The following is a 23,533-nucleotide window of genomic DNA, read 5'->3' as shown; positions in this document are numbered from 1 at the left end:
TTCGAGTGGAGGACTTACCGTTTCCGGCTAAGGCTTAGGGCGTGACAGTGAACCTCTCCGGGGAGCGAGTGGCCGCTCCCGCCCCGCCGGTGAAGCGCGTCGTCGTCGAAGTGGCGCGCTTCGCGCTGGTCGGCGGGAGCGGCATCGCGGTGAACTTCCTGGTGTTCAACGTGCTCCTGCACGGGCTGCACCGGGCCGCCATGCCGGCGACCGTGCTGGCCAGCCTGATCGCCATGGGCACCAATTACCTCGGGTTCCGGTATTTCGCCTACCGGGACAGGGCGTCCCGGACCCGGCGCCAGATCGCGCTGTTCTTCGGCTTCAGCGGAATCGGCGTGGCCATGGAGACCGGGCTGTTCTACGTCGGATATCACGGGCTCGGCCTGACCGGTCCCTTCGAGTCCAACGCGGTCAAGGCGGCTTCCATCGTGCTGGCCTCCGCCTTCCGCTTCCTCGTCTACCGCACCTGGGTGTTCCAGCACGATGCACACCGCACCTAGACCGGCGGCCCTCGCCGCGCAGGCGGCCACCGCGGTGGTCGTCCTGCTGCTGGTCCTCGTGATCGTCCGGCTGCCGTGGGCCGGGGACCTCGGCATGCACGCCGCGACCGTCCAGCGGCTGCGCCACGATCTCGTCGACCCGGGCAACCCGCTCGTCGACGCGGACACGCCGAGCCCGTACTACTCGCCCTGGATGCTGGTGCTCGGCTGCGTCGCCCGGGTGAGCGGACTGTCGGTCTTCGTGGTGCTGCGGCTGGGGGCGCTGGCCGGGCTCGCGCTGCTGCTGTCGGGGGTGTGGCGGTACGTGCGGACGCTGAGCGGCCATCGTGCCGCGCCCCCACTGGCCGTACTGAGCCTGCTGTTCCTGTGGGGGACGGTCCTGTTCAACTGGAGCGGCTTCTACGGGCTCAACTCGCTCGCGCTGACGGTGTCGTATCCGAGCGTGTTCGCCCTGGGGCTCGCGTTCCACTTCTGGGCGTGGCTCGCCCGGGCGGCGCGCGGTGACGGTGGGGGTGACGCGGGGTGGGACGTGTGGCTGGGGCTGGGGGCACTGTGGGCGGTGATCCTGCTGTGCCATCAGTTCTCGGGGGTGGTGGCCACGCTGGGGGCGCTCGCGACCGTGGTGGCCGCGCGGCCGGGCCGGGCGGTGTGGCTCCGGCTGGGTGGTGGGCTGGTGCTGGGGCTGGTCGTGCTGCTGCTGTGGCCGTACTACGACTTCTTCGCGCTGTTCGGGGCCGGGGCTGATCTGGAGTCGGTCCATCGGCCGTTGTACGAGGACCTGGTCGGGCGGTACTGGCTGGTGCTGCTCGGGGTGGCGGCGCTGGGGATGCGGTGGCGGCGGGACCGGTGGGATCCGCTGGTGCTGTTCTTCGTGCTGGGGGTCGCTGTGGTGGCGGCGGGCGGGGTGAGCGGGCACTGGTCGTGGGGGCGGGCGCTGCCGGCGGCGCTGATTCCGGCGCAGGTGGCTGTGGCGGTACAGGTGGGGGAGGCCGGGCGGCGGGGAGCTCGGGTGGGATGGGCGTGTGTGCTGGGGGCGGCGTTGGTCGTGGGGGCTTGGACACAGGTGGGGACGGTCGGGTACGTGGTGAAGCGGGGGGATCTGCCGGAGGCCGTCGCGGAGAAGTACCGGCGGCCTTGGGCGGGCTACTTCTGGATGACGCCGTGGGTGAAGTACGGGGATGTGGTGATGGCCCGGGAGGGCCGGCCGGCCCGGCAGATCCCGGCGTACGGGGCGTACACCGTGGCGCCCGGGTATCCCGACTTCTTTCTGGCGGGGGAGAGGCGGCGGGCGGCGGCTGTGCGGAGGTATTTCGGGGAGGGGACGCCGGGCCGGGAGCGGGAGGAGATTCTCCGCGAGTACGGGGTGCGGTGGGTGGTGGACAAGGGGGCGGCCGGGAAACGTGGTGTGGGGTTGCGTGAGGTGACGCGGGGGCCGGAAGGGCAGGTGTTGTACGCGGTGGTGCGGTGACCGGTGCTCGGCGCTTGGAGCCTCAGGACGCCGCCCCCGGCCGGGCCCGTCAGCGGTCTCGGCGGGCGTTGAGCCGGGCGGCCTGGCGTGTCAGGTGGTCCCGCTCGGCGAGGTTGGGTGCCTTGTGGGCCGCCTCGGCGTACAGCCGTGCCGCTGTCGCCGGGTCGCCGTCGCGCTCGTGGAGGTACGCCGCCACCGCGGTGTGGCGGGGCAGTGAGGCGTCCAGCGCCGCGAGTGCCGCGAGGCCCGCGCGCGGTCCGTCGGCCTCCCCGACGGCGACCGCGCGGTTGAGCCGGACGACCGGGCTGTCGGTCAGGCGCGCGAGCTCGTCGTACCACTCGACGATCTGGACCCAGTCTGTCTCCTCGGCGGTGGGCGCGTCGGCGTGGAGTGCCGCGATGGCGGCCTGGGCCTGGAACTCGCCCAGTCGGTCCCGGGCGAGGGCCGCCTGGAGGATCCCGACGCCCTCGGCGATCAACGCGGTGTCCCACCGGCCGCGGTCCTGCTCGGCGAGCGGCACCAGGCTGCCGTCGGGCGCGGTCCGGGCGGCGCGCCGGGCGTGGTGGAGCAGCATGAGGGCGAGCAGCCCGGCCACCTCGGGGTGGTTGATGGACGCGGCGAGCTGCTGGGTGAGCCGGATGGCCTCGGCGGCGAGGTCGACGTCGCCGGAGTAGCCCTCGTTGAACACGAGGTAGAGGACGCGCAGCACGGTGGCGACGTCGCCGGGCCGGTCGAAGCGCACGTCGGAGACGGTGCGCTTGGCCCGGCTGATGCGCTGCGCCATGGTCGCCTCGGGCACCAGGTAGGCCTCGGCGATCTGGCGGGTGGTCAGCCCGCCGACGGCGCGCAGCGTGAGCGCGACCGCCGATGCCGGGGTCAGCGACGGGTGGGCGCACAGGAAGTAGAGCTGGAGCGTGTCGTCCACCGCGGGCGCCGGCCCGGGCGCCGGCTCCTCCTCGACGCGGTCCTCACGCCGTCGGCGGGCGGTGTCGGCGCGCGTCGCGTCGAGGAACTTGCGCCAGGCCACGGTCACCAGCCAGCCCTTGGCATCCCGCGGGGGATCGGACGCCCAGACCCGGAGCGCCTCGACCAGAGCGTCCTGCACGGCGTCCTCGGCCGCCGCGAAGTCGGCTCCGCGGCGGACGAGAACGGTGAGCACGCTCGGCGTGAGGCTCCTGAGCAGGGCCTCGTTCATCCCGGTCACCCGAGAGGTCACTCCGTGATGGTGGTCTGCACGCCGTAGAACGGGCGCAGTTCCAGCCACTCGTGGATGGGCTTCCCGCCCGCACCGGGGGCGGCCGACAGTTCCCCGGCCAGCTCCACGGCCCGCTCGTAGCTGTCGACGTCGATCACCATCCAGCCGGCGATGAGGTCCTTGGTCTCGGCGAACGGCCCGTCGGTGACCGGCGGACGCCCCTCACCGTCGTAGCGGACCCACGTTCCCTCGGGCGCGAGCGCCTGGCTGTCGACGAACTCGCCGGTCTTCTCCAGCTTGGCCGCGAAGTCGCGCATGTACTGCAGGTGGGCCGAGATCTCCTCCGGGCTCCACTGGTCCATCGGCACGTCGTTGGCCGAAGCCGGGGCACCGCGGTAGTGCTTCAGCAGCAGGTACTTGGCCATCGTGGTTCTCCTCGGTCCTGGTGCGACCCATTGTGGTCGCGTTCACCCCGGGGACGGAGCCGGACGCGGGTTCTCGACATCCCCGTCGACATCCGCGTGGATTTTTTTGGCCCGGCCCATTTCTGGTGGCCCGGCTCACTTCAGCGCGCTCGCCACCAAGCGTGCCGCCCTCTTCACCCGGGGCCGTGCCACGCGGCGGGTCAGCGGGCGGATCAGGGCCGCCGTCAGGCCGAGTGGTTCCCAGCGGACCTGCAGGCGGCCCGGGCCGTGCCCCTCCGGTTCCAGGGTCAGACGGTGGTGGGGGACCTGCGTGGTCAGGGTCGGGAACGTCAGGGGCGCCAGGAGCAGGCCCGTGTGGCCCAAGCCCTGGTGTTCCAGGCGGAGCAAGGGGTGACGGACTCCGGCGAAGCCATGGAAGGGGAGCGGCGCCGCCGCCAGGTCCAGATGGGCGTGGCCCTCGAAGATGCCGGGGCGGACGGGCGAGAGGCGGAACGGGACGCGCAGCCGGCGTCGGCCCGGGGCGATGAGGAGGGTCGCGCGTTGCGGGCCGACCGGGAGGCGCAGGGCCGGATCGTAGGTGCGGACGGTGAGGTCGACCGAGGCGCCCGGGCCCCGGGTGATCTCCGTGATCTCGTGGCGGAACTGGGCGCTCGGGAAGGGCCGCGTCTCCAGCTCCAGATCCGAGATGTCCAGTTCGCGGCGGGACCAGGCGGAGGCGGGGATCCGGTCGCCCCAGTACATGCGGCCCTCCCCGTCCGTCGTGACCTGCCTCGGGGCCACGCCGTGGCCCAGGCCCCGTGCCGCCAGCCTCGCCTCCGGCAGACGGCGGTCGCGGATCAGCTGGAGGACCACGCGCTCGGCGCGGGGGAGGCGGGCGAACGCGCCCGGCGTGAGCGTGTCCAGGTACGGCGTGACGATGTCCGCGAAGGAGGACAGCCACTCCTCGTCCCGGTAGGGCAGGTCACCGGCGTACATCCGGAAGTCGTGCTTGAGGAACTTGTGGTCCTTGTCCTCCCGCAGCGACTCGTGGCCGCTCTCCGCCAGGAACGCGTCGATGAGGTGCTGGACGTGGATGCGGTCGCGGACGTTGGCGAGCTTGTGCCGCTGGTTGGATATCGAGGCCGCGTCAAAGGCGGCGAACGGGGCGACGTACCAGCGGTAGACCGGCTCCGGGATGATCGTGAACGCCTTGGCCAGGCAGTACGCCTGCGCCGAGAACAGCTGGTCCTCGTAGTGGATGCCCTCGGGGAAGCGCAGGCCGTGCCGGTCGAGGAAGGCGCGGGCGTACATCTTGCTGGTGGAGAGGTGCTCGAAGAACAGCCGCGGGTCGGCCTCGATGCCCTCCAGGGTGCGGCGCTCGGCGACCAGGTGCGGCATCCACGTCGAGCGGCGGCCGTTGTCGACCCGGATCCGCTGCACCGCGCCCATCGCGAAGTCGATCTCGCGTTCGCGGTGCGCGGCGAACAGCAGTGCGACGGCGTCCTCGGGGAGTTCGTCGTCGCTGTCGAGGAACATCAGGTACGGCGCCCGGGCGATCTCCAGGGCGCGGTTGCGCGGAGCGCTGCATCCGCCGCTGTTGCGTTCCAGGCGGAGGTGGCGGATGCGGGGATCCTCGGCGGCCAGACGCCGTGCGACCTCGGGGGTCTCGTCCGTCGAGTGGTCGTCGCTGATGACGATCTCCACGTTCGCGTGGGTCTGCCGGCGGACCGAGTCGACCGCGCGGGTGAGGCGTTCGGCGTCGTTGTAGACGATGACCGTCACGGTGACGTCGGGGGTGCTCATGCGGTCGCCTCCTGCGGGGTCGGGGCCGGGGTGCGTTCCTCGATGGGCAGCACCGGCGGCAGGGACCGTTCGTCCTGGCCGAGGAAGACCCGGCGGACGACGCGTTCGGCGGCACGTCCGTCGTCGTACTCGCAGAACCGGCGCCGGAAGACGGCCCGGGTCTTCGCCGCGCCCTCGTCGCGCCAGGCCTCGCCGGCGAGGATCTGCGTCAGCTCCTCCTGGGTGCGGGCGACGGGGCCCGGGGCCTCGGCCATCAGGTCGAAGTAGACGCCGCGGGTGGTGCGGTACGTCTCCCAGTCGTCGGCGTGGATCACGATCGGGCGGTCGAGGTTGGCGTAGTCGAACATGATCGAGGAGTAGTCCGTGACCAGGGCGTCCGCCGCCAGGCACAGCTCCTCCACGGGGTCGTAGGAGGAGACGTCGATGATCCGGCCCGTGCGGCGCAGGTTGGTGAGCGGGGAGGCCGCGCCGCCGTAGAAGTAGTGGCCGCGGACGAGCAGGACCGTGTCCTCGCCGAGGCGGTCGGCGAGGGCGGCGAGGTCCAGGCGGGGGGTCCAGCCGGCCTCGTAGTCGCGGTGGGTGGGCGCGTAGAGGACGGCCCGGCGGCCCGGCGCGATGCCGAGCCTGTCGCGGACCCTGCGGATGTCCTCGGCGCCGGCCGTGTAGTAGACGTCGTTGCGCGGATAGCCGTGGTCGAGGGAGACGTAGTGCGACGCGGTACGCGCGCTCCCACATGCGCGTGGTGTGGCTGTTGGCGGAGACGCTGTAGTCCCACTTGTCGATGCGCTCCAGCAGGGCCTGGAAGTCCAGGCCCTGCGCGGCCGCCGGGTACGCCATCTGGTCGATGCCCATGCGCTTCAGCGGCGTGCCGTGGTGGGTCTGGACGTGGATCGCGTCGGGGCGTTTGACCACCGCGTTGGGGAAGTTGACGTTGTTGACGAGGTACTTGGCGGTCGCCAGCACCTCCCAGTAGCGGCGGGTGCCGGGCACGACGTGGTCGGTGCCGGGCGGCAGCAGGGCCGCGTTCTCCTCGGTCACCACCCACACCGGGTGGATCTGCGGGGCCAGTTCGGCGAGCTTCGCGGCGATCGCGGCCGGGTTGCAGGCGACGCCGCGGTTCCAGTAGGCCGCGAACACCGCCAGGTGGGGGTTGACCGGGCGGCCGAGCGCCCTGCGGTACTGGTGGTCGCGGAGCTTGGCGCCGGCCTGCCGCCTGCGGGCCCGTACGGCCGACTTGGCGGTGCGGCGGGTGCGGTTGACGGCCTGGAAGGCCCGGTACCTGCCGTAGGCGCCCTCTTCAAGCAGGGAGCGGCGGACGCCTTCGAGTCCGGCCGGGCGCCGGTAGCCCTCGGGGCGGCGGCGCAGGGCGGCCAGAGACGCCCGGCGGAAGAACTCCCGCGCGATCTCCTCCGGCATGCCGCCGCGCGCGAAGGTGCGCAGACAGTCGCGGACCATCACGTCGTAGAGCACGGCGTGGGCGGCGCGGCGGTCCCGGGTGAGGTCGAGGAGCGACTCGTAGCGCCCGACGAGGCCGTAGTGCTGCTCGGGGGTAGCCGGGGGCAGGCTCGCGGGGCGCAGCCGGCGGTCCTCGTAGGCGACGTGCGGGAGGCAGGCGACGCGCTCGGCGAGCAGCAGGGCGGCCAGGGCGGCGTACGGCTCGTCGTCGGTGGTGAGCTGCTGCTCGTGCGCCCGCCAGAAGTCCGCGCGCAGCACGCGGGTGCCGAGCAGCGGGGTCAGGCGCAGCAGCGGCGCGCAGTCGTCGAGGGCGACGTCGGCACGGCCCGCCCGGGCCAGCAGGGAGCCGTCCTGGGAGGGCATGCCGGAGGTGTGCCAGGTGCTGCGGACGTGGTCCAGGAGCAGGACGTCCACTTCGCCGGGCAGCTCGGCCACCCGCTCGGCGACCGTGCGCGGGGCGCCGGCGGGCAGGCCGTCCTTGGCGTGGACGAAGTGCAGCCAGCGCCCGGAGGCCCGCGCCGCGCCCGCCGCCCGGGCCGCGGCGTCGCCCGTGCCCTCCGCCAGCGGGACGACCTGCACATCCGGGGCGTGCCGCTCGGCCGTCTCCCGGGCCCAGTCGCCGACCGCGGCCACGATCAGCTCGGCGTCCGGCAGCGGATGGGCGGCGAGGGAGTCGAGGAGTTCCGTCAGATGGTCCTGAACGTTCGGCCCGTGGACGATGACGCTGAGCTCGGGCATCACGGGGCTCCTCCCTCTCGGCGCACCAGGCGGGCCTTATGCGGTCATGGTGTCATCAATGCGGCAAAAGGACCGGCCGGGGTGCGCCTCACGAGGGAACGGGCGCCTTGGGCTTCGGCTTGGCCTGGGGGGACTTGTCGCCGGTGAACGCCTCGTACTCCTTCAGGACGTCCTCCGTCGGCCCGTCCATACGCAGTTCCCCGCGCTCCAGCCACAGCACGCGGTCGCAGGTGTCACGGATCGACTTGTTGTTGTGGCTGACCAGGAACACCGTGCCGGCGTGCTTGCGCAGCTCGCGGATGCGGTCCTCGGAGCGCTTCTGGAAGGAGCGGTCGCCGGTGGCCAGTGCCTCGTCGATCAGCAGCACGTCGTGGTCCTTGGCGGCGGCGATGGAGAACCGCAGCCGCGCGGCCATGCCGGAGGAGTACGTGCGCATCGGCAGCGTGATGAAGTCACCCTTGTCGTTGATGCCGGAGAAGTCGACGATCTCCTGGTAGCGGTCCCTGACCTGCTCGCGGGACATGCCCATGGCCAGGCCGCCGAGGTGCACGTTGCGCTCCCCGGTCAGGTCGTTCATCAGGGCCGCGTTGACGCCGAGCAGGGAGGGCTGGCCGTCGGTGTAGATATGGCCGTTCTCCACGGGGAGGAGCCCGGCGACGGCCTTCAGCAGGGTCGACTTGCCGGAGCCGTTGGTGCCGATCAGGCCGATGGCCTCGCCCCGGTAGGCGACGAAGGACACGTTCCTCACGGCGTGCACCCGGCGCACGCCCGACGCCTTCTCCGTCTGCTTGCGGCGCACGATGCGGTTGAGGGCGGCGGTCGCGGAGCCGCGTCCGGCGCCGGTGCCGTTGACGCGGTAGACGATGTCGACGCCGTCGGCGACGACGGTGGGGATCCTGTCGTTGGTGAGGTCAGCCACGGCCGTACGTCTCCTCAGCCTTCCAGAAGTAGATGAAACCGCCGACACCGGCGACCAGTGCCCAGCCGGCGGCGAGCGCCCACACATGGGGCGGGAGCTGGCTCGCGTGGAAGCTGTCGATCAGGGCGAAGCGCATCAGGTCGATGTAGACGGCGGCCGGGTTGGCGGCCAGCGCGAGTGTCACCACGTGGGGCAGGCTGTCCTTCTGCGCCAGCTTGTCGATGCTCCACATGACGCCCGACACGTACATCCAGGTGCGCAGCACGAACGGCATCAGCTGGGCGATGTCCGGGGTCTTGGCGCCCATCCGGGCCATGACCATGGAGACGCCCGCGTTGAACGTGAACTGCAGGAACAGTGCCGGCAGCGCCAGCAGCCAGGACACGCCGACCGGCACGCCGAAGCAGAGCAGGATGACGACCAGGGCGCCCATGGAGAACAGCAGCTGCTGGAGCTGCTGGAGGCAGAACGACAGGGGCAGCGCGGCGCGCGGGAAGTGCAGGGCGCGCACCAGGCCGAGGTTGCCGGAGATGGCGCGGGTGCCCGCCATGATCGAGCTCTGCGTGAACGTCCAGATGAACACGCCCGTGACCAGGAACGGGATGTAGTCCGGCACGCCGTGCTTGGTGCCGAGCAGCACGCCGAAGATGAAGTAGTAGACCGCCGCGTTCAGCAGCGGGGTCATCACCTGCCAGACCTGGCCGAGCTTCGCCTGGCTGTACTGGGCGGTGAGCTTGGCGGTGGCGAACGCGGTGATGAAGTGGCGGCGGGCCCACAGCCGGCGGACGTACTCGGGCAGGGCGGGACGGGCGCCGCTGACGGTCAGGCCGTGGCGAGCGGCGAGGGCCGCGAGGTCGTCGTCGGCCGGGGCCGGTGCTTGGGGCGGTGTGTGGAGGACCTGGCTCACATCCGCTGCTTTCGTTCGGGGGGTGTGGGACCTATGGGGTCGTGAAGAGTGAGGGGACGGGGCGGTTCTTACCGGACTCTTCACGACTTCTTGCGTCGGGACGGGACCGTATCGTCGCAACGCGAGCGTATGTCGTCGGCACGTCGGAACGCAACCGTTTCGTCGTGACGCCCTATGCTGTCGGCATGACGACGAAGCCCGACGAGCCCCAGCAGCCCCCGCGCCGCCGGGCCCCCGCGGGGGCCGCCGTACTGCGGGAGGACGTGACGGAAGCCATCCGGGCGGCCGTCTTCGAGGAGCTCGCGGCCGTCGGCTACGCGCGGATGTCCATCGAGGGGATCGCGCGCCGGGCGGGGGTCGGGAAGACGGCGGTGTACCGCCGCTGGCGCTCCAAGCTGCACCTGGTCCTCGACATCGTCTCGGCACTCGCCGTGCAGGGCCTGCCCGTGCCGGACACCGGCTCCCTGGAGGGCGACCTGCGGCTGCTGTACGAGGTGACGTCCCGGGCCCTGCGACACCCCGTCGCCTCGCAGGTCATCCCCGACCTCCAGGCCGAGGCGGCCCGCAATCCCGAGATCGCCGAGGCCCTCCAGAAGGCCCTGCGCGAGGGCCAGGACGGGGTCGCGACCGGCATCGTCACGGCGGCCGAAGCCCGCGGTGAAGTCCGCCGGGGCCTCGACCACGACCTGGCCCTCGACCTGATCTCCGGCCCGCTCTACTGGCGCTCGGTGGTGATCCGCAGCCCGAAGCTGCCCAAGGGGTACCTGGGGTCACTGGCCCGGGCCACGGCGGGGGCGTTGAAGGCGTTGTAGTCCTGCCGGACGGCTCGGATCAGGCCCGCGCCGCCTCCGGATGCAGACGCACCCAGCCCTCCCACGCCGAGGTGATCATGTCCTGGACGTCGTGCCGGGCCTTCCAGCCCAGCTCCGCGGCCGCGCGGTCGGCCGAGGCCACGACGCGGGCCGGGTCGCCCGGGCGGCGGGGCATGACCGTGGGCGGCCGGTCGTAGCCGGTCACCGCGTTGATGCGGTCGATCATCTCGCGGACGGAGACGCCCTCGCCCCGGCCGATGTTGAGCGTGAGGCCGCGGCCGGGGGAGGAGCGCAGCGCCCGGGCCGCGGCGACATGAGCCTCGGCCAGGTCGACGACGTGGATGTAGTCGCGTACGCAGGTGCCGTCCGGGGTCGGGTAGTCGTCGCCGAAGACCCGCGGCGAGGCGTCCTCGGTGAGCTTCTCGAAGACCATCGGGACGAGGTTGAACACGCCGACGTCCGCGAGCTCCGGGCTCGCCGCGCCGGCCACGTTGAAGTAGCGCAGGGACGCGGTCGACAGCCCGGTCGCCCGGCCCGTCGCCCGGACCAGCCACTCACCGGCCAGCTTCGTCTCGCCGTAGGGCGACATGGGCACGCAGGGCGTCTCCTCCGTGACCAGGTCCACGTCCGGCATGCCGTACACCGCCGCCGAGGAGGAGAAGACGAAGGACGGCACCTGAGCCGCCGTCACGGCGTCCAGCAGGACCCGCAGGCCCTCGACGTTCTCCCGGTAGTAGTGCAGCGGCCGCTCCACCGACTCGCCCACCTGCTTCTTCGCCGCGAGGTGGAGGACGCCGGTGACCGAGTGCTCCGCGAGGGCGCGCGCGAGCCGCTCGCCGTCCAGCGTCGAGCCCACCACCAGCGGCACCCCGGCGGGCACGCGCTCGGCGATGCCGGTGGACAGGTCGTCGTACACCACCGCCTGTTCGCCCGCCGCGGTCATCGCCCGTACGACGTGCGCTCCGATGTAGCCGGCGCCGCCGGTGATCAACCAGGTCATGTGCGGCCGTCCCCCTCGTCAGTTGGCCCAGGGTGGTGCTCGTTGGTGGTGCTCTGTGCCGATACGCCGTCGTGCTCTCAGTGAAGCAGGCGGCGCAGCCTTCCGCGTACGACGGACAGCACACCACGTACGCCGGGTGCCACGCGCAGCGCCAGCGCGGCCGAGTGGGTGGCGTACGGCTGTACGAGTACTACGCCGTGCCGGGCGCTCGGGACGGCGCTGCGACGCAGCAGACCGGCGCCCGTAAGGGCGTGCGCCGTGACCTCGCGGCTCACGCCGTCGCGGAAGCGGATCCGAAGGCGCAGGTCCCAGGTGCCCACGCCGGGCGCGGCCAGCGCGGCAAGGTCCACGGTCGTCTCCGCCGACCAGGCGCCGGCCGACGGCACCAGCGCGGTCGTGCAGCGGACCGCCTCGCCCCCGTCGTCCCGGTGCCGCCACTCCACCTCCACCGCCTCCGGGCCCGCCCGCGCCACACGGCCGTACAGCTCGTGCAGGCGCAGCCGGAGCCGGGCGCCCCGCGCGCGTGGCCGCAGTTCCGCGTCGACGGCCAGGGGCAGCACGTGCACGGGCCGGGTGAGCAGGGGCTCCAGGGAGACCTGCGGGAGGTCCGCCGACCAGACGGGCGTGCCGTCCGCGGCCCGGGCGTACGGCGGGTACAGCCGGGCCGGGCGGGCCGCCAGCTCCCGCAGCCGGGCCAGGTCGCGCGGCTCCGGGGAGGCCAGGACGACCCGCCCCAGCAGCCGGCCGGGAGCGGCCGGGTTGCGGGCCCAGTCGTCCGCGTCGTACTCCGCGAGATGCGCCCGCGTGAGCTCCCACCACGTGCGCCGGTAGGCGACGTCGCGCAACCCCAGTTCCCGCACGTACATCCGCAGGTCGTGGTCGAGGAACTTGGCGCGCGCGACCCGCGCGAGTTCCTTCTGCCCGGCGCCCAGCAGGGCCTCGTAGGCCTGCCGGCACGCCTCCGTTCGGGCCCGCCAGTTCCCGACGCCGGCCCGGTCCAGCGAGATCGACAGCCGCTCGGCGGAGCGGCGCACGTGCCAGACGTACACCCGGTCCGGGACCAGGGCGATGCGCGGGGCCGCGGCCAGCACGCGCGCGGTGAAGACGACGTCCTCGTAGGGGAAGCGGCCCTCGGGGAAGCGGATGCCGTGCTCGCGCAGGAAACCGGTGCGGTAGAGCTTGTTGACGCAGAGCGTGTCGTGGACCAGGAGCGGGCGCTGCGCCGGGTGCGGTACCACGGCGTGCAGCGTGTACAGGCGCGCCTGCCAGGGCACTTCGCGCCCCGACGGCAGTTCCCGGCGCACGCACAGGCCGCTCGCGACCTCCGCGTGCGCGCCCGTCGCGGCGTCGAGCAGCGCGTCGACCGCGCCGGGCGGCAGCACGTCGTCGCTGTCCAGGAACATCACGTACGGCGACGTCACCGCGTCGAGTCCGGTGTTGCGCGGGGTGCCGCAGCCGCCGCTGTTGGCCCGGCGGCGGATGACCTTCAGCCGGGGCTCCGACGCGGCGAGCCGGCCGAGCAGCTCGGCGCTGCCGTCCGCCGAGCAGTCGTCCACGGCCACGACCTCGCGCACGGCCGGGCCCTGGGCGAGCGCCGAGCGCACGGCGTCCGTCACATGGGCGGCGTCGTCGTAGCCGATGACCACGACGGCGACCTGGGGGAGCGGCCTCGGCCTCTCGGGGTGCTGTGCGGCATTCATTACGGCGGATCGTAAGCCGGGCGAATGACATGAAAGTGGTAACACACCACCAAGTGTCACCAAAGTCAGAATATCGTCACAGAATCGGGCCGTGATGAGCGGACAGTCGAGGGGGAGCGGCCGGTTCGGTGCGGGGGCGGCTCCCGTGGCGGTTCCCATGGCGGTGATGCTCGCGATCGGGCTGTGGGGCCTGGACCGCGGTGGCATGTGGGGCGACGAGAGCGTCACCTTCCAGGTCGCGCAGCGCACGGTGCCGCAGATCTGGCGGCTGCTGCACGACGTGGACGCGGTGCACGGCCTGTACTACCTGTTCATGCACGCCGTCCTCGCCGTCCACCCGGGCGAGGTCGTCCTGCGGCTGCCGTCGGTGTGCGCGGCGACGGTGACCGCCGGCCTGGTCGCGGCCCTGGGCGTCCGGCTGGCCGGGCCGCGGGTCGGCCTGGGGGCCGGTCTCCTCTACGCGATCACGCCGATGACCGGCCACTACGCCCAGGAGGGACGGTCGTACGCGCTCGTCGCGGCGGGCGTGGCGGGGGCGACGCTGCTGCTGCTCGGGGCGGTGGAGGCGGCCACCGCCCGGGCCTGGTGGCCGTACGGGACCGTCCTCGCCCCGACCTGTCTGCTGCACGAGCTGGCGGTGCCGGTGCTCTGCGCGCACGCGCTGACCCTGGCGCTGCTGCGGGTGCCCAGGGCGGTGTGGTCGGGGTGGGGGCGTGCGGCCGGGGTGGTGGTCCTGCTCCTGCTGCCGCTGGTGTGGGTGTCGCAGGGGCAGTCCGGGCAGGTGGCGTGGCTGGAGTCACCCGGCTGGGACAGCGCCGGGAGGCTGGTGCGGAACTTCTCTCCGGGGCCGGACGGGGTGGCCTTCTGGGGATCGCTGCTGCTGATGGCGGTCGGACTCCGGACGCGGCGACTGGCGGCGGTGGCGCTCCCGCTGCTGCTGGTGCCGCCGGTGATCCTCATGACCGTGTCGCAGGCGCGGCCGCTGTTCCACGACCGGTACGTGCTCTACTCCCTGGCTGGGGCGTCCCTGCTGGTGGCCGCCGGGGCCGGGCAGGTGGCCGGAGCGCTGGGGCGGGTGCGGTGGGACGGACGGCGGGTACGGGTCGGCGGCCGTCGGGTGCGGGCCCTGCTGGGCGTCACCGGCGTCCTCGCCCTCGCCGCCGCCTTCGTCCAGCAGCTCCCCGTCCACCGCCAGCACCGGTCCGCCGCCCACCGCCCCGACAACCTCGCCGTCGTCTCCGCGCTCGCCATCCGCCAGATGCGCCCCGGCGACCCGGTGCTGTTCGTGCCGTCGGTCGGGAGGCTCGCCGCGCTGGCCTACCCGAAGGGGTTCCGGCAGGTCCGGGACATCGCGCTGCGGGAGTCGGCGCCCCGGTCCGGGACACTGTGGGGCCGTGAGGCGACCCCCGTGGAGCTGCGGCACCGGCTGGGCTCGGTGGACCGCGTCTGGATCGTCGCCGAGGCATACGCGCTGGATCCGCGCTGGTCTCCGCGCGATCCGGTCGAGCGCACGAAACTGGCCGTCCTGGCGGAGGAGTTCACGGTCCGGGAGGAACACGCCCGGGACGGGGTGATCCTGCGCCTCCACGTCCGGAAGACCCCGGCGGACACACCGTCCACGGATGACCCGCCCGGCTCCGCTACGACCGCTGGCCTGCCGAAGGCGAACCACCCGCCGGCTCGGCCGGCGCCGCCGCGTCCAGGGCCGTGGTGAGCTCGTCGAGGCGGGCGCGCAGGGCGCGGATCTCGTCCGGGCCGAAGCCCGTCGAGGCGGCGATCCGGCGCGGCACCTCAAGTGCCCGCCCCCGCAGCGCCGTGCCCTCCTCGGTCAGCCGCACCTCCACCGACCGCTCGTCGCGCACACTGCGCTCCCGGCGCACGAGCCCCGCCGCCTCCAGCCGCTTCAGCAGCGGCGACAGCGTGCCGGAGTCCAGGCGCAGATGCTCCCCGAGCTTCTTCACGGGCAGCTCTCCGTGTTCCCACAGCACCAGCATCACCAGGTACTGCGGGTACGTGAGCCCGAGGTCCTTGAGGATTCCGCGGTAGACGCCGTTGAAGGCGCGGGAGGCCGCGTGCAGGGAGAAGCAGATCTGCTGGTCCAGGCGGAGCCAGTCGTCGTCCGGCGTGTTCATGCTTCCAGGGTAGCTCGTGCCCGCCATTCAATTGCACACAACTTAATTGTGTGCTCTAATTCTGGGTGTCAGGCGGCCCGGAAGCGGGTCGCCGAACCATGACGTGAGAGGGAAGGTCTTCCATGGACGCGCTCTACACCGCTGTCGCCACCGCCACCCACGGCCGCGACGGCCGCGCCGTCAGCTCCGACGGTGTGCTGGACCTCGCGCTGGGCGTGCCCCAGGCGATGGGCGGCAACGGCCAGGGCACCAACCCCGAGCAGCTCTTCGCCGCCGGGTACGCCGCCTGCTTCGGCAGCGCCCTCGGCCTCGTCGGCCGCCAGGCCAAGGTCGACGTCAGCGACGCCGCCGTGACCGCCGAGGTCTCCATAGGCAAGCAGGGCGAGGGGTTCGGGCTCGCCGTGATCCTCCGCGTGGAGCTTCCCGACAGCGTGGACGAGGCGACCGGCCGGAAGCTGGTCGAGCAGGCCCACCAGGTCTGCCCGTACTCCAACGCCACCCGCGGCAACATCGACGTCGACCTCGTCATCGAGTAGGCGATCGAGCAGCACCGGCACGTCACCCCCCGACCCGCGCCAGCACCTCCCCCGTCCGTCTGCTCCACGCCACCACCACGGCCTCCTCGGGCACCGGGTGCCAGCGCGTCAGCAGCAGCCAGCGCACGTGATAGCGGCGGACGACGGCGGCCCGCTCGGCGCGGGTCGCGTCGCGGGCCAGGTAGGCGCGCACGTCAGCCGCCCGGCGCTGCCGCTCCCGCTCGTCGAGGGCGGGGTCGGGCCAGATGGGCGCGGCCAGGTTCGGCCCGTACCCGGCGATGGAGTGGCCGGCCAGATACCCGTCGGTGATCACCACCTCGCCCGGCCCGATGTGCCGCGCCGCCCAGTCGTACGACGGCCAGCGCGTCGGCTGCGCGAACCCCACCGGGTCGACCGAGCGCGGCACGACCGCCCCGGCGTGCACGGTGACGAACCCGACGCATACCCCGGCCGCCGCCGCCCCGCCCAGCACCCGCCGGGCCCGCCGCCACGGCCGGGGCGCCGCCAGCTCCACCGCCAGCGCGAACTGCAGCGGCACCAGCACCGCCCACAGGGCCCGGGCGTAGGTGTAGTGCCCGCTCACCCAGCCGTATGCCACGAGCAGGCACTCCAGCAGGAACATCAGCACCAGCGGGTCCCGCACCGACTCGCGGGCCCGCACCCACAGCGCGGGCAGGCCGAGCAGCGCCAGCCAGGAGTTGGCGAGCATCCCCTCGTACAGCCGCCGGTGCATCGCGTCCATGCCGGTGTCGCCCACCAGCGCCAGGACGTCGTAGTACGGCCACGACACGGCGACCGTCACGCAGGCCCCACCGGCGAGCGCCCAGCGCGCCACGACCGGCCGGCACCACCCCCGCTGCCGTGACGCCACGATCGCCACCGCCCCGACGAGCGCCGAGGCCGCCGTGACGGGATGGGTGAGCAGGATCAGCCCGTACAGGGCACCGATCCCGGCGTACCCCCACCAGCCGCCGAGCCCGCTCGGGCCGACGAAGCGGACCGCGGGGGCGTCGTCCCGGGCGCGCACGCAGGTCCAGGCCCACGCCCAGAACGTCACGCCGATCGCGACCGCCGACGGATAGCCCAGGTTCGTCGTCATCGACATCAGGCCGAGGTAGCCGCTCCACAGGATCCGCGCGGTGCCCCACAGCAGCGTCATGAACAGCAGCGCCAGGACCGGCGCCCACGGGCGCGGGGTGAGGGCCCGGACGAAACGGCCGGTCCCCGTCAGCAGCACCAGCAGGTGCACCGGCCCGGCGAGCTTCACGACCGCCCAGCCGGACAGCCGCGTCAGCCGCGCCAGGACGCCCTGGGCGACGGCGTACGGCCCGTAGTACGGGCTGCCCTCGCCCGGCAGATCGGCCATGGTGTGGGCCGGGTGCAGCAGGTCGGCCTTGAGACGCTCGACGACCGCCGCGTGCTGTCCGGCGTCGCAGCACAGCGGGACCCGCCAGTACGCCAGCGTCATCACCAGCCAGAACAGGGCGCCGAAGAACTGGTACGGGGTCGGGCGCCCCACGCGGCCGCCGCGCAGCGCCGTCGCGCCGCGCACGGTCCGCCGGACGAGGACGTGGGCGCTCACCGGACTGTCGGAAGGGGGAGGGACTGGGGCATGCGCCGAATGTTCCCGCCCGTTCCGCGAGCCTGACCCCGGGTCACTTCATCGGGTGAGGCGACTGCACCCACCTGCCGATACACCCGCCTGCCGCCGTCAGTCGCACAGGGCCCGCTCCGCCGCGGCCGGCCAGCGCGCGAACCGGAACCGCGTCCGCTCGACGGCCCCCGTGAGGTTCCGCCAGAACCGCTCGGCGGTGAGCGGCGCGCGCACCGACTCCCTCAGCTCGGCCAGCTCGCCGCAGCCCAGCGCGGCCCGGGCCGCCTCGACCGCCTCCCGCGGGGCCCCGGCCCGCAGCAGATCGCGCTGCGGCGGGTGCCGCACCGCCCACTCCGCGAAGACCCAGTAGTTGCGCAGGAACTTCTCGTGCCCGGGCCAGCTCCACCGCTCCAGCGCGAGATGCGCGCCGACGGGACTGGCCAGCCCCCAGGCGTCGTTGACGTAGGCGTCGAGCGGCGCCGCGGCTCCCGTGACGCCGAGATGACGTCCCACGATCACCACGTGGTACGGGGAGTCCGCGCGCATCGGCGTGGCGTGCAGCCGGCGCGCGGTGTCGAAGTACAGCAGGGTCGGCCGGGGCGCCCGCGTGGCCCGCGCCAGCATGCCGCGCCCCTCCGGCAGGGCCGGCCAGTTGGCCACCCAGGTGGCGGTGCGCACCGGGTTGTGGTCGCCGAGGCCCTCCACGTCGGAGCTGCGCACGTTGAACGAGCCGGGCGTGCTGCGCACGTCGAACGGCGTCCGCAGCGGGCTGACCGCCGCGCACAGCCACACCGCCAGCAGCGCGCTCGCGACCCCCGTGAACCGGGTCGCCGGCACGACCAGCACCGGCAGGAGCAGCAGCAGGAGGGCGGGCAGGATCATGCGGGCGTGCATGTAGTCGCCGCCGACGCGGACGACGTACCCGGCGAGCAGCGCACCCGCCGCGAGCGGCGCCAGCAGCACGGCGAGCGAGGCCCGTCCCGGGGCGCGGTCCCGCCGTTCCAGTCCGGTGCGCCGCACGAGGAGGGCGGCCAGCGCGGCGAGCACCGGCACGACGGGCCACAGCCAGTAGGGCCCGAGCGTCTCCTGGACATAGCCGGCGCCCCGGCCCCAGTCGCTCGCGCTCGCCTCCTTGGCGATGGCGGGCAGCGGCACCAGGATCCCGTAGTACCCCGCCCGGAACACCTCGTACGCCAGCGGCAGCGCCACCGCCGAGGCCGCCATCGCCGCGGTGCCCCGCCGGGACGGGCGCAGCACCCACCACTGCGCCGCCAGGAAGCACACCGTGACCACCGCCAGATCGGGCCGGACCAGCGGCCCCAGCCCGAACACGAACGCGGCGGCGCACGTCACCCGGGCCTGCCGACCCCTCCGGGTGCCCGTCAGCAGCCACCACGACAGGCCGGTCCAGAAGGCGCCGAGGCCGCTCTCCAGGCCGGAGGTCATGTACGACCAGAACGGCGGTACGGCCAGCAGCACGAACACACCCGCGGGAAGCAGCAGCCCCGCGCCCCGGTGCAGCCGGCCCGTGGCGTACAGGGCGAGCCCGAACCCGGCCGTGCTCAGCAGCAGTCCGAGCCCGACCGCGAGGAACGCCGGATCCTCGCCGGTGACCCAGGTGGCGAGCGCGAGCAGCCACTGCCACAGGGTGCCGGTGGAACTCTCCGCCCGTTCCCCGACGTTGAACACCGGCCCGTTGCCCGCCAGGATCTGCCGGACCGGGCGCAGGTAGATCAGCCCGTCGTCGCAGATCCAGCGCCGCCGGTAGCCCAGCACGAACAGGGCCGCGGTCGGTACGGCGACCAGGGCCGCGTGCCACCAGTGCACCGGCCGCAGCCGCTCGACGACGGCCGGAGGCCGGGCCGAGGAGGCCCGCTGACCGGGCAGGGAGGGAACGGCCTCGGGGGTGGCGGGAGTCGTCATCGCTCGATCAGCGCCCCGGACCGGGCAGGCAGCCCCGGCGTGCGGCGGGCAGGGGGCAACAGCGCACCGCCCCGCTCGCCCAGCATCAGCAGGCGTACCACCCGCTCGGCGGCCTGCCCGTCCTCGAACTCGCAGTACCGCTCCCGGAAGTCCGCCCGCAACCGCGCCGACTCCGCGTCCTGCCAGGTGCCGGACGCGAACAGCCAGGCCAGCTCCCGGTACGAGCGCGACACATGCCCCGGCGCGTCGGCCGTGACGTCGAAGTAGGCGCCCCGGCTCGCCGTGAACGCGCCCCAGTCGTCCGCGTGCACCACGACCGGCCGGTCCAGGAGCACGTAGTCGAACATCAGGGCGGAGTAGTCGGTCACCAGCGCGTCGGAGGCGAGCAGCACGTCCTCGACGTGCGGCTCGTCGGTCGCGTCCACCACCACCCCCCGCCGGTGCAGGTCGGCGAGGCCCAGGCCGCGTGCCACGCCCTGGGCCAGCGACGGGTGCAGGCGGACGACGAGCGTGTGGCCGGGGCCGAGGTCCGCGGCGAACCGGGCCAGGTCGAACCGGTCCACGTGCCCGCCCCGCCGGTAGTCGCGGCGGGTCGGCGCGTACAGCACCACCGTGTGATCAGCGGGGATGCCGAGCCGCTCGCGCACGGCCCGGCCCCGCTCCGGGCCGGCGCCGACCAGCACGTCGTTGCGCGGACTGCCGGTCCGCAGCGAGGTGAAGTGGCACGGGTAGGCCCGCTCCCAGGCCCGCTCCGCGTGCCGCCCCGCGACCAGGCTGTAGTCCCAGCGGTCGGCGCGGAGCAGCATCTGCGGCACGTCGAAGCCGTGCCGGGCGCCCGGCTTGGTCAGCAGGTCGGCGCCCATGTACTTGAGCGGGGTGCCCTGGTGGGTGTGGATGTGGACGCTGCCGGGCCGCTTGGCCAGGGTGCCGGGCCAGTTGACGTTGTTCACCCAGTACGTGGCCCGCGCCATGACCTCGTGGTAGCGCCGCGAGCCCGGCGTCACATGGTCGGTGCCGGGCGGCAGCGCGTCCACCGCGTCCTCCCGGACCACCCACACGCCCCGGATGTGCGGGGCGAGCTCGCGCGCCTTGGCGTGGATCGCGGCCGGGTCGCCGGACACGCCCCGGTGGTGGGTCGCCGAGTAGACGGCGAGATGCGGATCGAGGGGCAGCCTCGACTGGGCCCGGTACCAGGTGCGCACGGCGGTCTCCGACGCCTTGCGCACCACCCGCCGCCGCCCGCCCAGGACGGTCGCGCGCACGTCCCGCAGTCCCCGCACCGCCGCGTACGAGGCGTAGGGCGCCGACGCCAGCAGCCGCATCTCGACCCCGCGCCAGCCGTCCGGCTCCGGGAAGCCGCCCTCGGGGAGGTGACGGCGGCGGAAGGAGCGGATCTCACGGTAGAAGTCGCCCCGGTCGGCGGGCCGCACCCGGTCCTCCCGGGACAGCACGAACAGCATGTGGTCCAGGGCCCGCTCCAGCAGCAGCGGCCGGGCCCAGTCGAGGTCGGGGCGCTGCTCCAGGAACGCGAACAGGCCCTCGTACTGCGGGAAGATCTCGAAGTGCCGGCGCCCCGGTGTCTTGGTGATCGCGCCCTGCCGGCGCTGCCGGTACTCCACCCCGATCCGGTCCAGGCAGGCGATACGGTCCGCCAGCACCATCGACCGGTAGGTGACCGGCGCGTCCTCGTACAGCCCCGGCGCGTACCGCAGGCCGTGCTCCTGGAAGAAGGACCGGCGGTACGCCTTGTTCCAGGCGACCAGGAAGAGGTTCAGGTACTGCGGGCTCTCCCGGATGGTGAAGGTGTCCGTGCCCGCCGCGGCCAGCAGGTCCGCCGCCTCGCTGCGCCCGCCCCGGCCCCACCAGTAGGTGCGCACATGGTCGAAGACCAGGATGTCCGGCTCGCCGGTCGCGTCGAGGCGCGCGGCGACGGCCGCCAGCAGGCCCGGCGTGTAGTGGTCGTCGCTGTCGAGGAAGAGGACGTAGTCCCCGGCCGCCTGCTCCAGACCGGCGTTGCGGGCCCGGCCGAGGCCCACGTTCTCGGGCAGGTGCAGCACCCGCACCCGGGCGTCGCTCGCCGCGTACTCGTCGAGGATCGCACCGCTGCCGTCCGGCGAGCGGTCGTCCACGGCGATCACCTCGAAGTCGCCGTACGACTGGCCGAGCACCGAGTCGAGACACTCGCGCAGGAAGCCCTGCACCTTGTAGACGGGGACGATGATGCTGAAGCGGGGCACTTCTTCGGTCAGCTCCTCACGAGGGTGGCGGCGGGGGCCGGGACGCGCTCCGCGAGCGGGATCACGGGCGGGATCGACTCGGGCGGCTGACCCAGCAGCACCCGGCGTACGACGCGCTCGGCGGCCCGCCCGTCGTCGAACTGGCAGAAGCGCTCCCGGAAGGCGGCGCGCAGGGCCGTGGCGGACTCGTCCGCCCAGCCGCCGTCGCGGAAGACGGCCGCCAGTTCCTCGGGCGTGCGGGCGACCCGGCCGGGCGGGATCCGCATCAGGTCGAAGTAGACGCCCCTCAGCTCCCGGTAGACCTCCCAGTCGTCGGCGTACACGACGATCGGCCGGTCCAGGTTGGCGTAGTCGAACATGATCGACGAGTAGTCGGTGATCAGCGCGTCGGCGGCCAGGCACACGTCCTCCGAGGAGCGGTGCCCGGTAACGTCGATGATCCGGCCGCCGCCCCGGCTCGCCCCCTGGTCGTAGAAGTAGTGGGCGCGCAGCAGCACCACGTAGTCGTCGCCGATCGCCTCGCAGAACTCCGCCAGGTCCAGGCCCGACGCGAAGCCGGTGGCGTAGTCGCGGTGGGTGGGCGCGTAGAGCAGGGCCTTCTTGCCGTCCGGGACGCCCAGCTCCTTGCGGACGCGGGCGACGTCCTCGGCGGACGCCGTGCAGTAGACGTCGTTGCGCGGATAGCCGTACTCCAGGGTCTCGTGCGCGCCGGGGAACGCCTTCTCCCACATCTCGGTGGAGTGCCGGTTGGAGGTGAGGTTGTAGTCCCAGCGGTCGACCCGGGCCAGCAGCTTGGCGAAGCTTCCGGTCGCCGCGGCCACCACGGGGTAGGTCGCCTGGTCGGCGCCCATCTTCTTCAGCGGTGTGCCGTGCTGGGTCTGCAGGTGCACGCTGCCGGGGCGTTTGACGACGGCGTCCGCGAAGTTGGCGTTGTTGACGAGGTACTTGGCGCGGGCCAGCACCTGCCAGTGCTTCCGGCTGCCGATCACCGCGTACTCCACGTCCGGCGGCATGGCGTCCACCGCCTCCGGCTCGACCAGGAACACCGAGCGCAGGTGCGGGGCGAGTTCGCGGGCCTTGGCGTGGATCGCGGCCGGGTTGCAGGCGTAGCCGCGGCCCCAGTACGCGCAGTACACGACGAGGTTCTCGTCGAGGGGCAGACGCAGGTCCGCCGCGTACCGCAGGCGGGTGCGCAGCCCCCTCGGGCGCGGGAGCAGCGCGGCGGCTCCCGCGGCCCTCCGGTTGGCGGCGCGCAGGGTGCGGAACGCGGCGTACGATCCGGCCGCCAGCAGCCGGTGCTGAACACCGAGGCTGCCGCCGGGCGGCTGGTAGCCCGCGGGGCGGTGCCGCCGGTAGAGCGCGCTCGCCCGGCGGAAGAAGGCGCGCCGCCCGGCCGTCAGCCGCCGGGGGTGGGCGGCCGTCTTCAGCACGGCGGCGAAGAGCTGCTCGAACAGCGGCCTCAGCCGGTCCGCGGGCAGCCCCTGCTCCGCGGCCCGCGCCAGCACCAGCTCGGTCTGGTCGAGCAGCTGGGCGTGGTGCTCTCCGGGCAGGTTGAGGCGGTTGCCCTGCCGGCGCAGCAGATGCCGGACGACGACCGCGCGCAGGGCCGCCACACGCTCCGCCCGCAGGGTGACGAGACCGCCGAACCCGGTGTCGGTGAAGTGGTCCCCGGGGAAGACGAGGCCCTGCTCGGTGAGGAAGGCCCGGCGGTAGGCCGCGCTCCACGCCGGCAGCGCCACGCCCGTCAGCCGCGGGGCCCGGCCGGGGGAGAAGGCCCCGTCCGGTGTCCCGGCCAGCAGGGGCGCGGCCGGGTTGGCCGGCTCGCCCTCCCACCAGGGGGTGCGCTCGTGCTCGAAGTACAGGACGTCGACGTCGCCGACCGCGCCCAGCCGGGCGTCCAGCGCCGCCAGCGCCCCCGGGACCAGGACGTCGTCCCCGTCGAGGAACAGCACATGGCCGCCGACCGCCGACCGCAGCCCGGCGTTGCGCGCCCCGGCCAGACCGGCCGACGGCGGCGAGTGCACCGGCGTCACCCGGGAGTCCTGCTCGGCGTACCCGGCGACGACGTCCGCCGCGGGTGAGTTGGGCGCGTCGCACACCGGGATCAGCTCGAAGTCGCCGAACGACTGGGCGAGGATCGAGTCCAGCGCCAGGGACAGCCGGCCCGCGACCCCATGGGACGGGACGACGATGCTGAAGCGGGGCATTCT

At 73.4% G+C, this 23,533-nt stretch carries 17 protein-coding genes and 1 pseudogene; 5 read left to right on the top strand and 13 right to left on the bottom strand.

Annotated elements, in window-relative coordinates; translation table 11 throughout:
• Nucleotides 1–41: 41 nt before the first annotated feature.
• Both QF034_RS15555 and QF034_RS15550 read left to right on the top strand, forming a co-directional pair.
• The gene (locus QF034_RS15555) at nucleotides 42–500 is read left to right on the top strand and encodes a GtrA family protein (protein ID WP_307175527.1); all 459 of its coding nucleotides are present in this window, start codon (nucleotides 42–44) and stop codon (nucleotides 498–500) included.
• Nucleotides 484–1,968: a hypothetical protein gene (locus QF034_RS15550; protein ID WP_307175526.1), complete on the top strand. Its 1,485-nt coding sequence runs from the start codon at nucleotides 484–486 to the stop codon at nucleotides 1,966–1,968. Before QF034_RS15555 ends, QF034_RS15550 begins: the two co-directional genes overlap by 17 nt.
• 49 nt (nucleotides 1,969–2,017) lie before the next feature.
• Here QF034_RS15550 and QF034_RS15545 read toward each other — a convergent pair whose 3' ends face one another.
• The 6 genes and pseudogenes from QF034_RS15545 to QF034_RS15520 all read right to left on the bottom strand — a co-directional run bounded on the left by QF034_RS15545 (nucleotide 2,018) and on the right by QF034_RS15520 (nucleotide 9,389).
• A complete protein-coding gene (locus tag QF034_RS15545; RefSeq protein WP_307179885.1) occupies nucleotides 2,018–3,163 on the bottom strand; it encodes an RNA polymerase sigma factor in 1,146 nt (381 codons plus the stop codon).
• Between the two features lie 17 nt (nucleotides 3,164–3,180).
• Entirely contained in the window at nucleotides 3,181–3,588 is a 408-nt protein-coding gene (locus QF034_RS15540; protein WP_307175525.1) for a YciI family protein, read from the bottom strand.
• A gap of 135 nt (nucleotides 3,589–3,723) precedes the next feature.
• Complete coding sequence (locus QF034_RS15535) at nucleotides 3,724–5,370, bottom strand: glycosyltransferase family 2 protein (protein ID WP_307175524.1); 1,647 nt, start codon at nucleotides 5,368–5,370, stop codon at nucleotides 3,724–3,726.
• Nucleotides 5,367–6,786, bottom strand: a pseudogene (locus QF034_RS41515) (CDP-glycerol glycerophosphotransferase family protein). The gene QF034_RS15535 and the pseudogene QF034_RS41515 overlap by 4 nt, the downstream one beginning before the upstream one ends.
• Before the next feature lie 865 nt (nucleotides 6,787–7,651).
• A complete protein-coding gene (locus QF034_RS15525; protein WP_307175523.1) occupies nucleotides 7,652–8,482 on the bottom strand; it encodes an ABC transporter ATP-binding protein in 831 nt (276 codons plus the stop codon).
• A complete protein-coding gene (locus QF034_RS15520; RefSeq protein ID WP_307175522.1) occupies nucleotides 8,475–9,389 on the bottom strand; it encodes an ABC transporter permease in 915 nt (304 codons plus the stop codon). The genes QF034_RS15525 and QF034_RS15520 overlap by 8 nt, the downstream gene beginning before the upstream one ends.
• Before the next feature lie 185 nt (nucleotides 9,390–9,574).
• Here QF034_RS15520 and QF034_RS15515 point away from each other — a divergent pair, with 185 nt between their 5' ends.
• Entirely contained in the window at nucleotides 9,575–10,201 is a 627-nt protein-coding gene (locus QF034_RS15515) for a TetR/AcrR family transcriptional regulator (protein WP_086564412.1), read from the top strand.
• 19 nt (nucleotides 10,202–10,220) lie between these two features.
• On the opposite strand, the gene galE is transcribed toward QF034_RS15515, so the two are convergent.
• Complete coding sequence (galE, locus tag QF034_RS15510) at nucleotides 10,221–11,201, bottom strand: UDP-glucose 4-epimerase GalE (RefSeq protein WP_307175521.1); 981 nt, start codon at nucleotides 11,199–11,201, stop codon at nucleotides 10,221–10,223.
• A gap of 77 nt (nucleotides 11,202–11,278) precedes the next feature.
• Nucleotides 11,279–12,901, bottom strand: a complete 1,623-nt coding sequence (locus QF034_RS15505; RefSeq protein ID WP_307175520.1) for a glycosyltransferase family A protein — start codon at nucleotides 12,899–12,901, stop codon at nucleotides 11,279–11,281.
• A gap of 157 nt (nucleotides 12,902–13,058) precedes the next feature.
• Here QF034_RS15505 and QF034_RS15500 point away from each other — a divergent pair, with 157 nt between their 5' ends.
• Nucleotides 13,059–14,615 carry a glycosyltransferase family 39 protein gene (locus QF034_RS15500; RefSeq protein ID WP_307179884.1) on the top strand — a complete coding sequence of 519 codons (1,557 nt, stop codon included), beginning with the start codon at nucleotides 13,059–13,061 and terminating at the stop codon, nucleotides 14,613–14,615.
• Here the strand turns inward: QF034_RS15500 and QF034_RS15495 are convergent.
• Nucleotides 14,542–15,033, bottom strand: a complete 492-nt coding sequence (locus tag QF034_RS15495; protein WP_307175519.1) for a MarR family winged helix-turn-helix transcriptional regulator — start codon at nucleotides 15,031–15,033, stop codon at nucleotides 14,542–14,544. The genes QF034_RS15500 and QF034_RS15495 overlap by 74 nt on opposite strands.
• A 122-nt stretch (nucleotides 15,034–15,155) precedes the next feature.
• Here QF034_RS15495 and QF034_RS15490 point away from each other — a divergent pair, with 122 nt between their 5' ends.
• Entirely contained in the window at nucleotides 15,156–15,569 is a 414-nt protein-coding gene (locus QF034_RS15490) for an organic hydroperoxide resistance protein (RefSeq protein WP_307175518.1), read from the top strand.
• A 22-nt stretch (nucleotides 15,570–15,591) separates the two neighbouring features.
• Here the strand turns inward: QF034_RS15490 and QF034_RS15485 are convergent, their stop codons facing one another.
• From QF034_RS15485 to QF034_RS15470, 4 genes are all read right to left on the bottom strand, one after another.
• A complete protein-coding gene (locus tag QF034_RS15485; RefSeq protein ID WP_307175517.1) occupies nucleotides 15,592–17,151 on the bottom strand; it encodes a hypothetical protein in 1,560 nt (519 codons plus the stop codon).
• A gap of 129 nt (nucleotides 17,152–17,280) precedes the next feature.
• Entirely contained in the window at nucleotides 17,281–19,086 is a 1,806-nt protein-coding gene (locus QF034_RS15480; protein ID WP_307175516.1) for an arabinofuranosyltransferase AftB family protein, read from the bottom strand.
• Nucleotides 19,083–21,323, bottom strand: a complete 2,241-nt coding sequence (locus QF034_RS15475) for a bifunctional glycosyltransferase/CDP-glycerol:glycerophosphate glycerophosphotransferase (RefSeq protein WP_307175515.1) — start codon at nucleotides 21,321–21,323, stop codon at nucleotides 19,083–19,085. The genes QF034_RS15480 and QF034_RS15475 overlap by 4 nt, the downstream gene beginning before the upstream one ends.
• An 8-nt stretch (nucleotides 21,324–21,331) precedes the next feature.
• Nucleotides 21,332–23,530: a bifunctional glycosyltransferase/CDP-glycerol:glycerophosphate glycerophosphotransferase gene (locus tag QF034_RS15470; RefSeq protein ID WP_307175514.1), complete on the bottom strand. Its 2,199-nt coding sequence runs from the start codon at nucleotides 23,528–23,530 to the stop codon at nucleotides 21,332–21,334.
• Between the last annotated feature and the right edge of the window lie 3 nt (nucleotides 23,531–23,533).

Source organism: Streptomyces africanus (assembly GCF_030816955.1).
Lineage (GTDB): Bacteria > Actinomycetota > Actinomycetes > Streptomycetales > Streptomycetaceae > Streptomyces > Streptomyces africanus.
The sequence above is the reverse complement of the archived record's forward strand: the minus strand, read 5'-3'. Positions and strand labels throughout refer to the sequence as shown.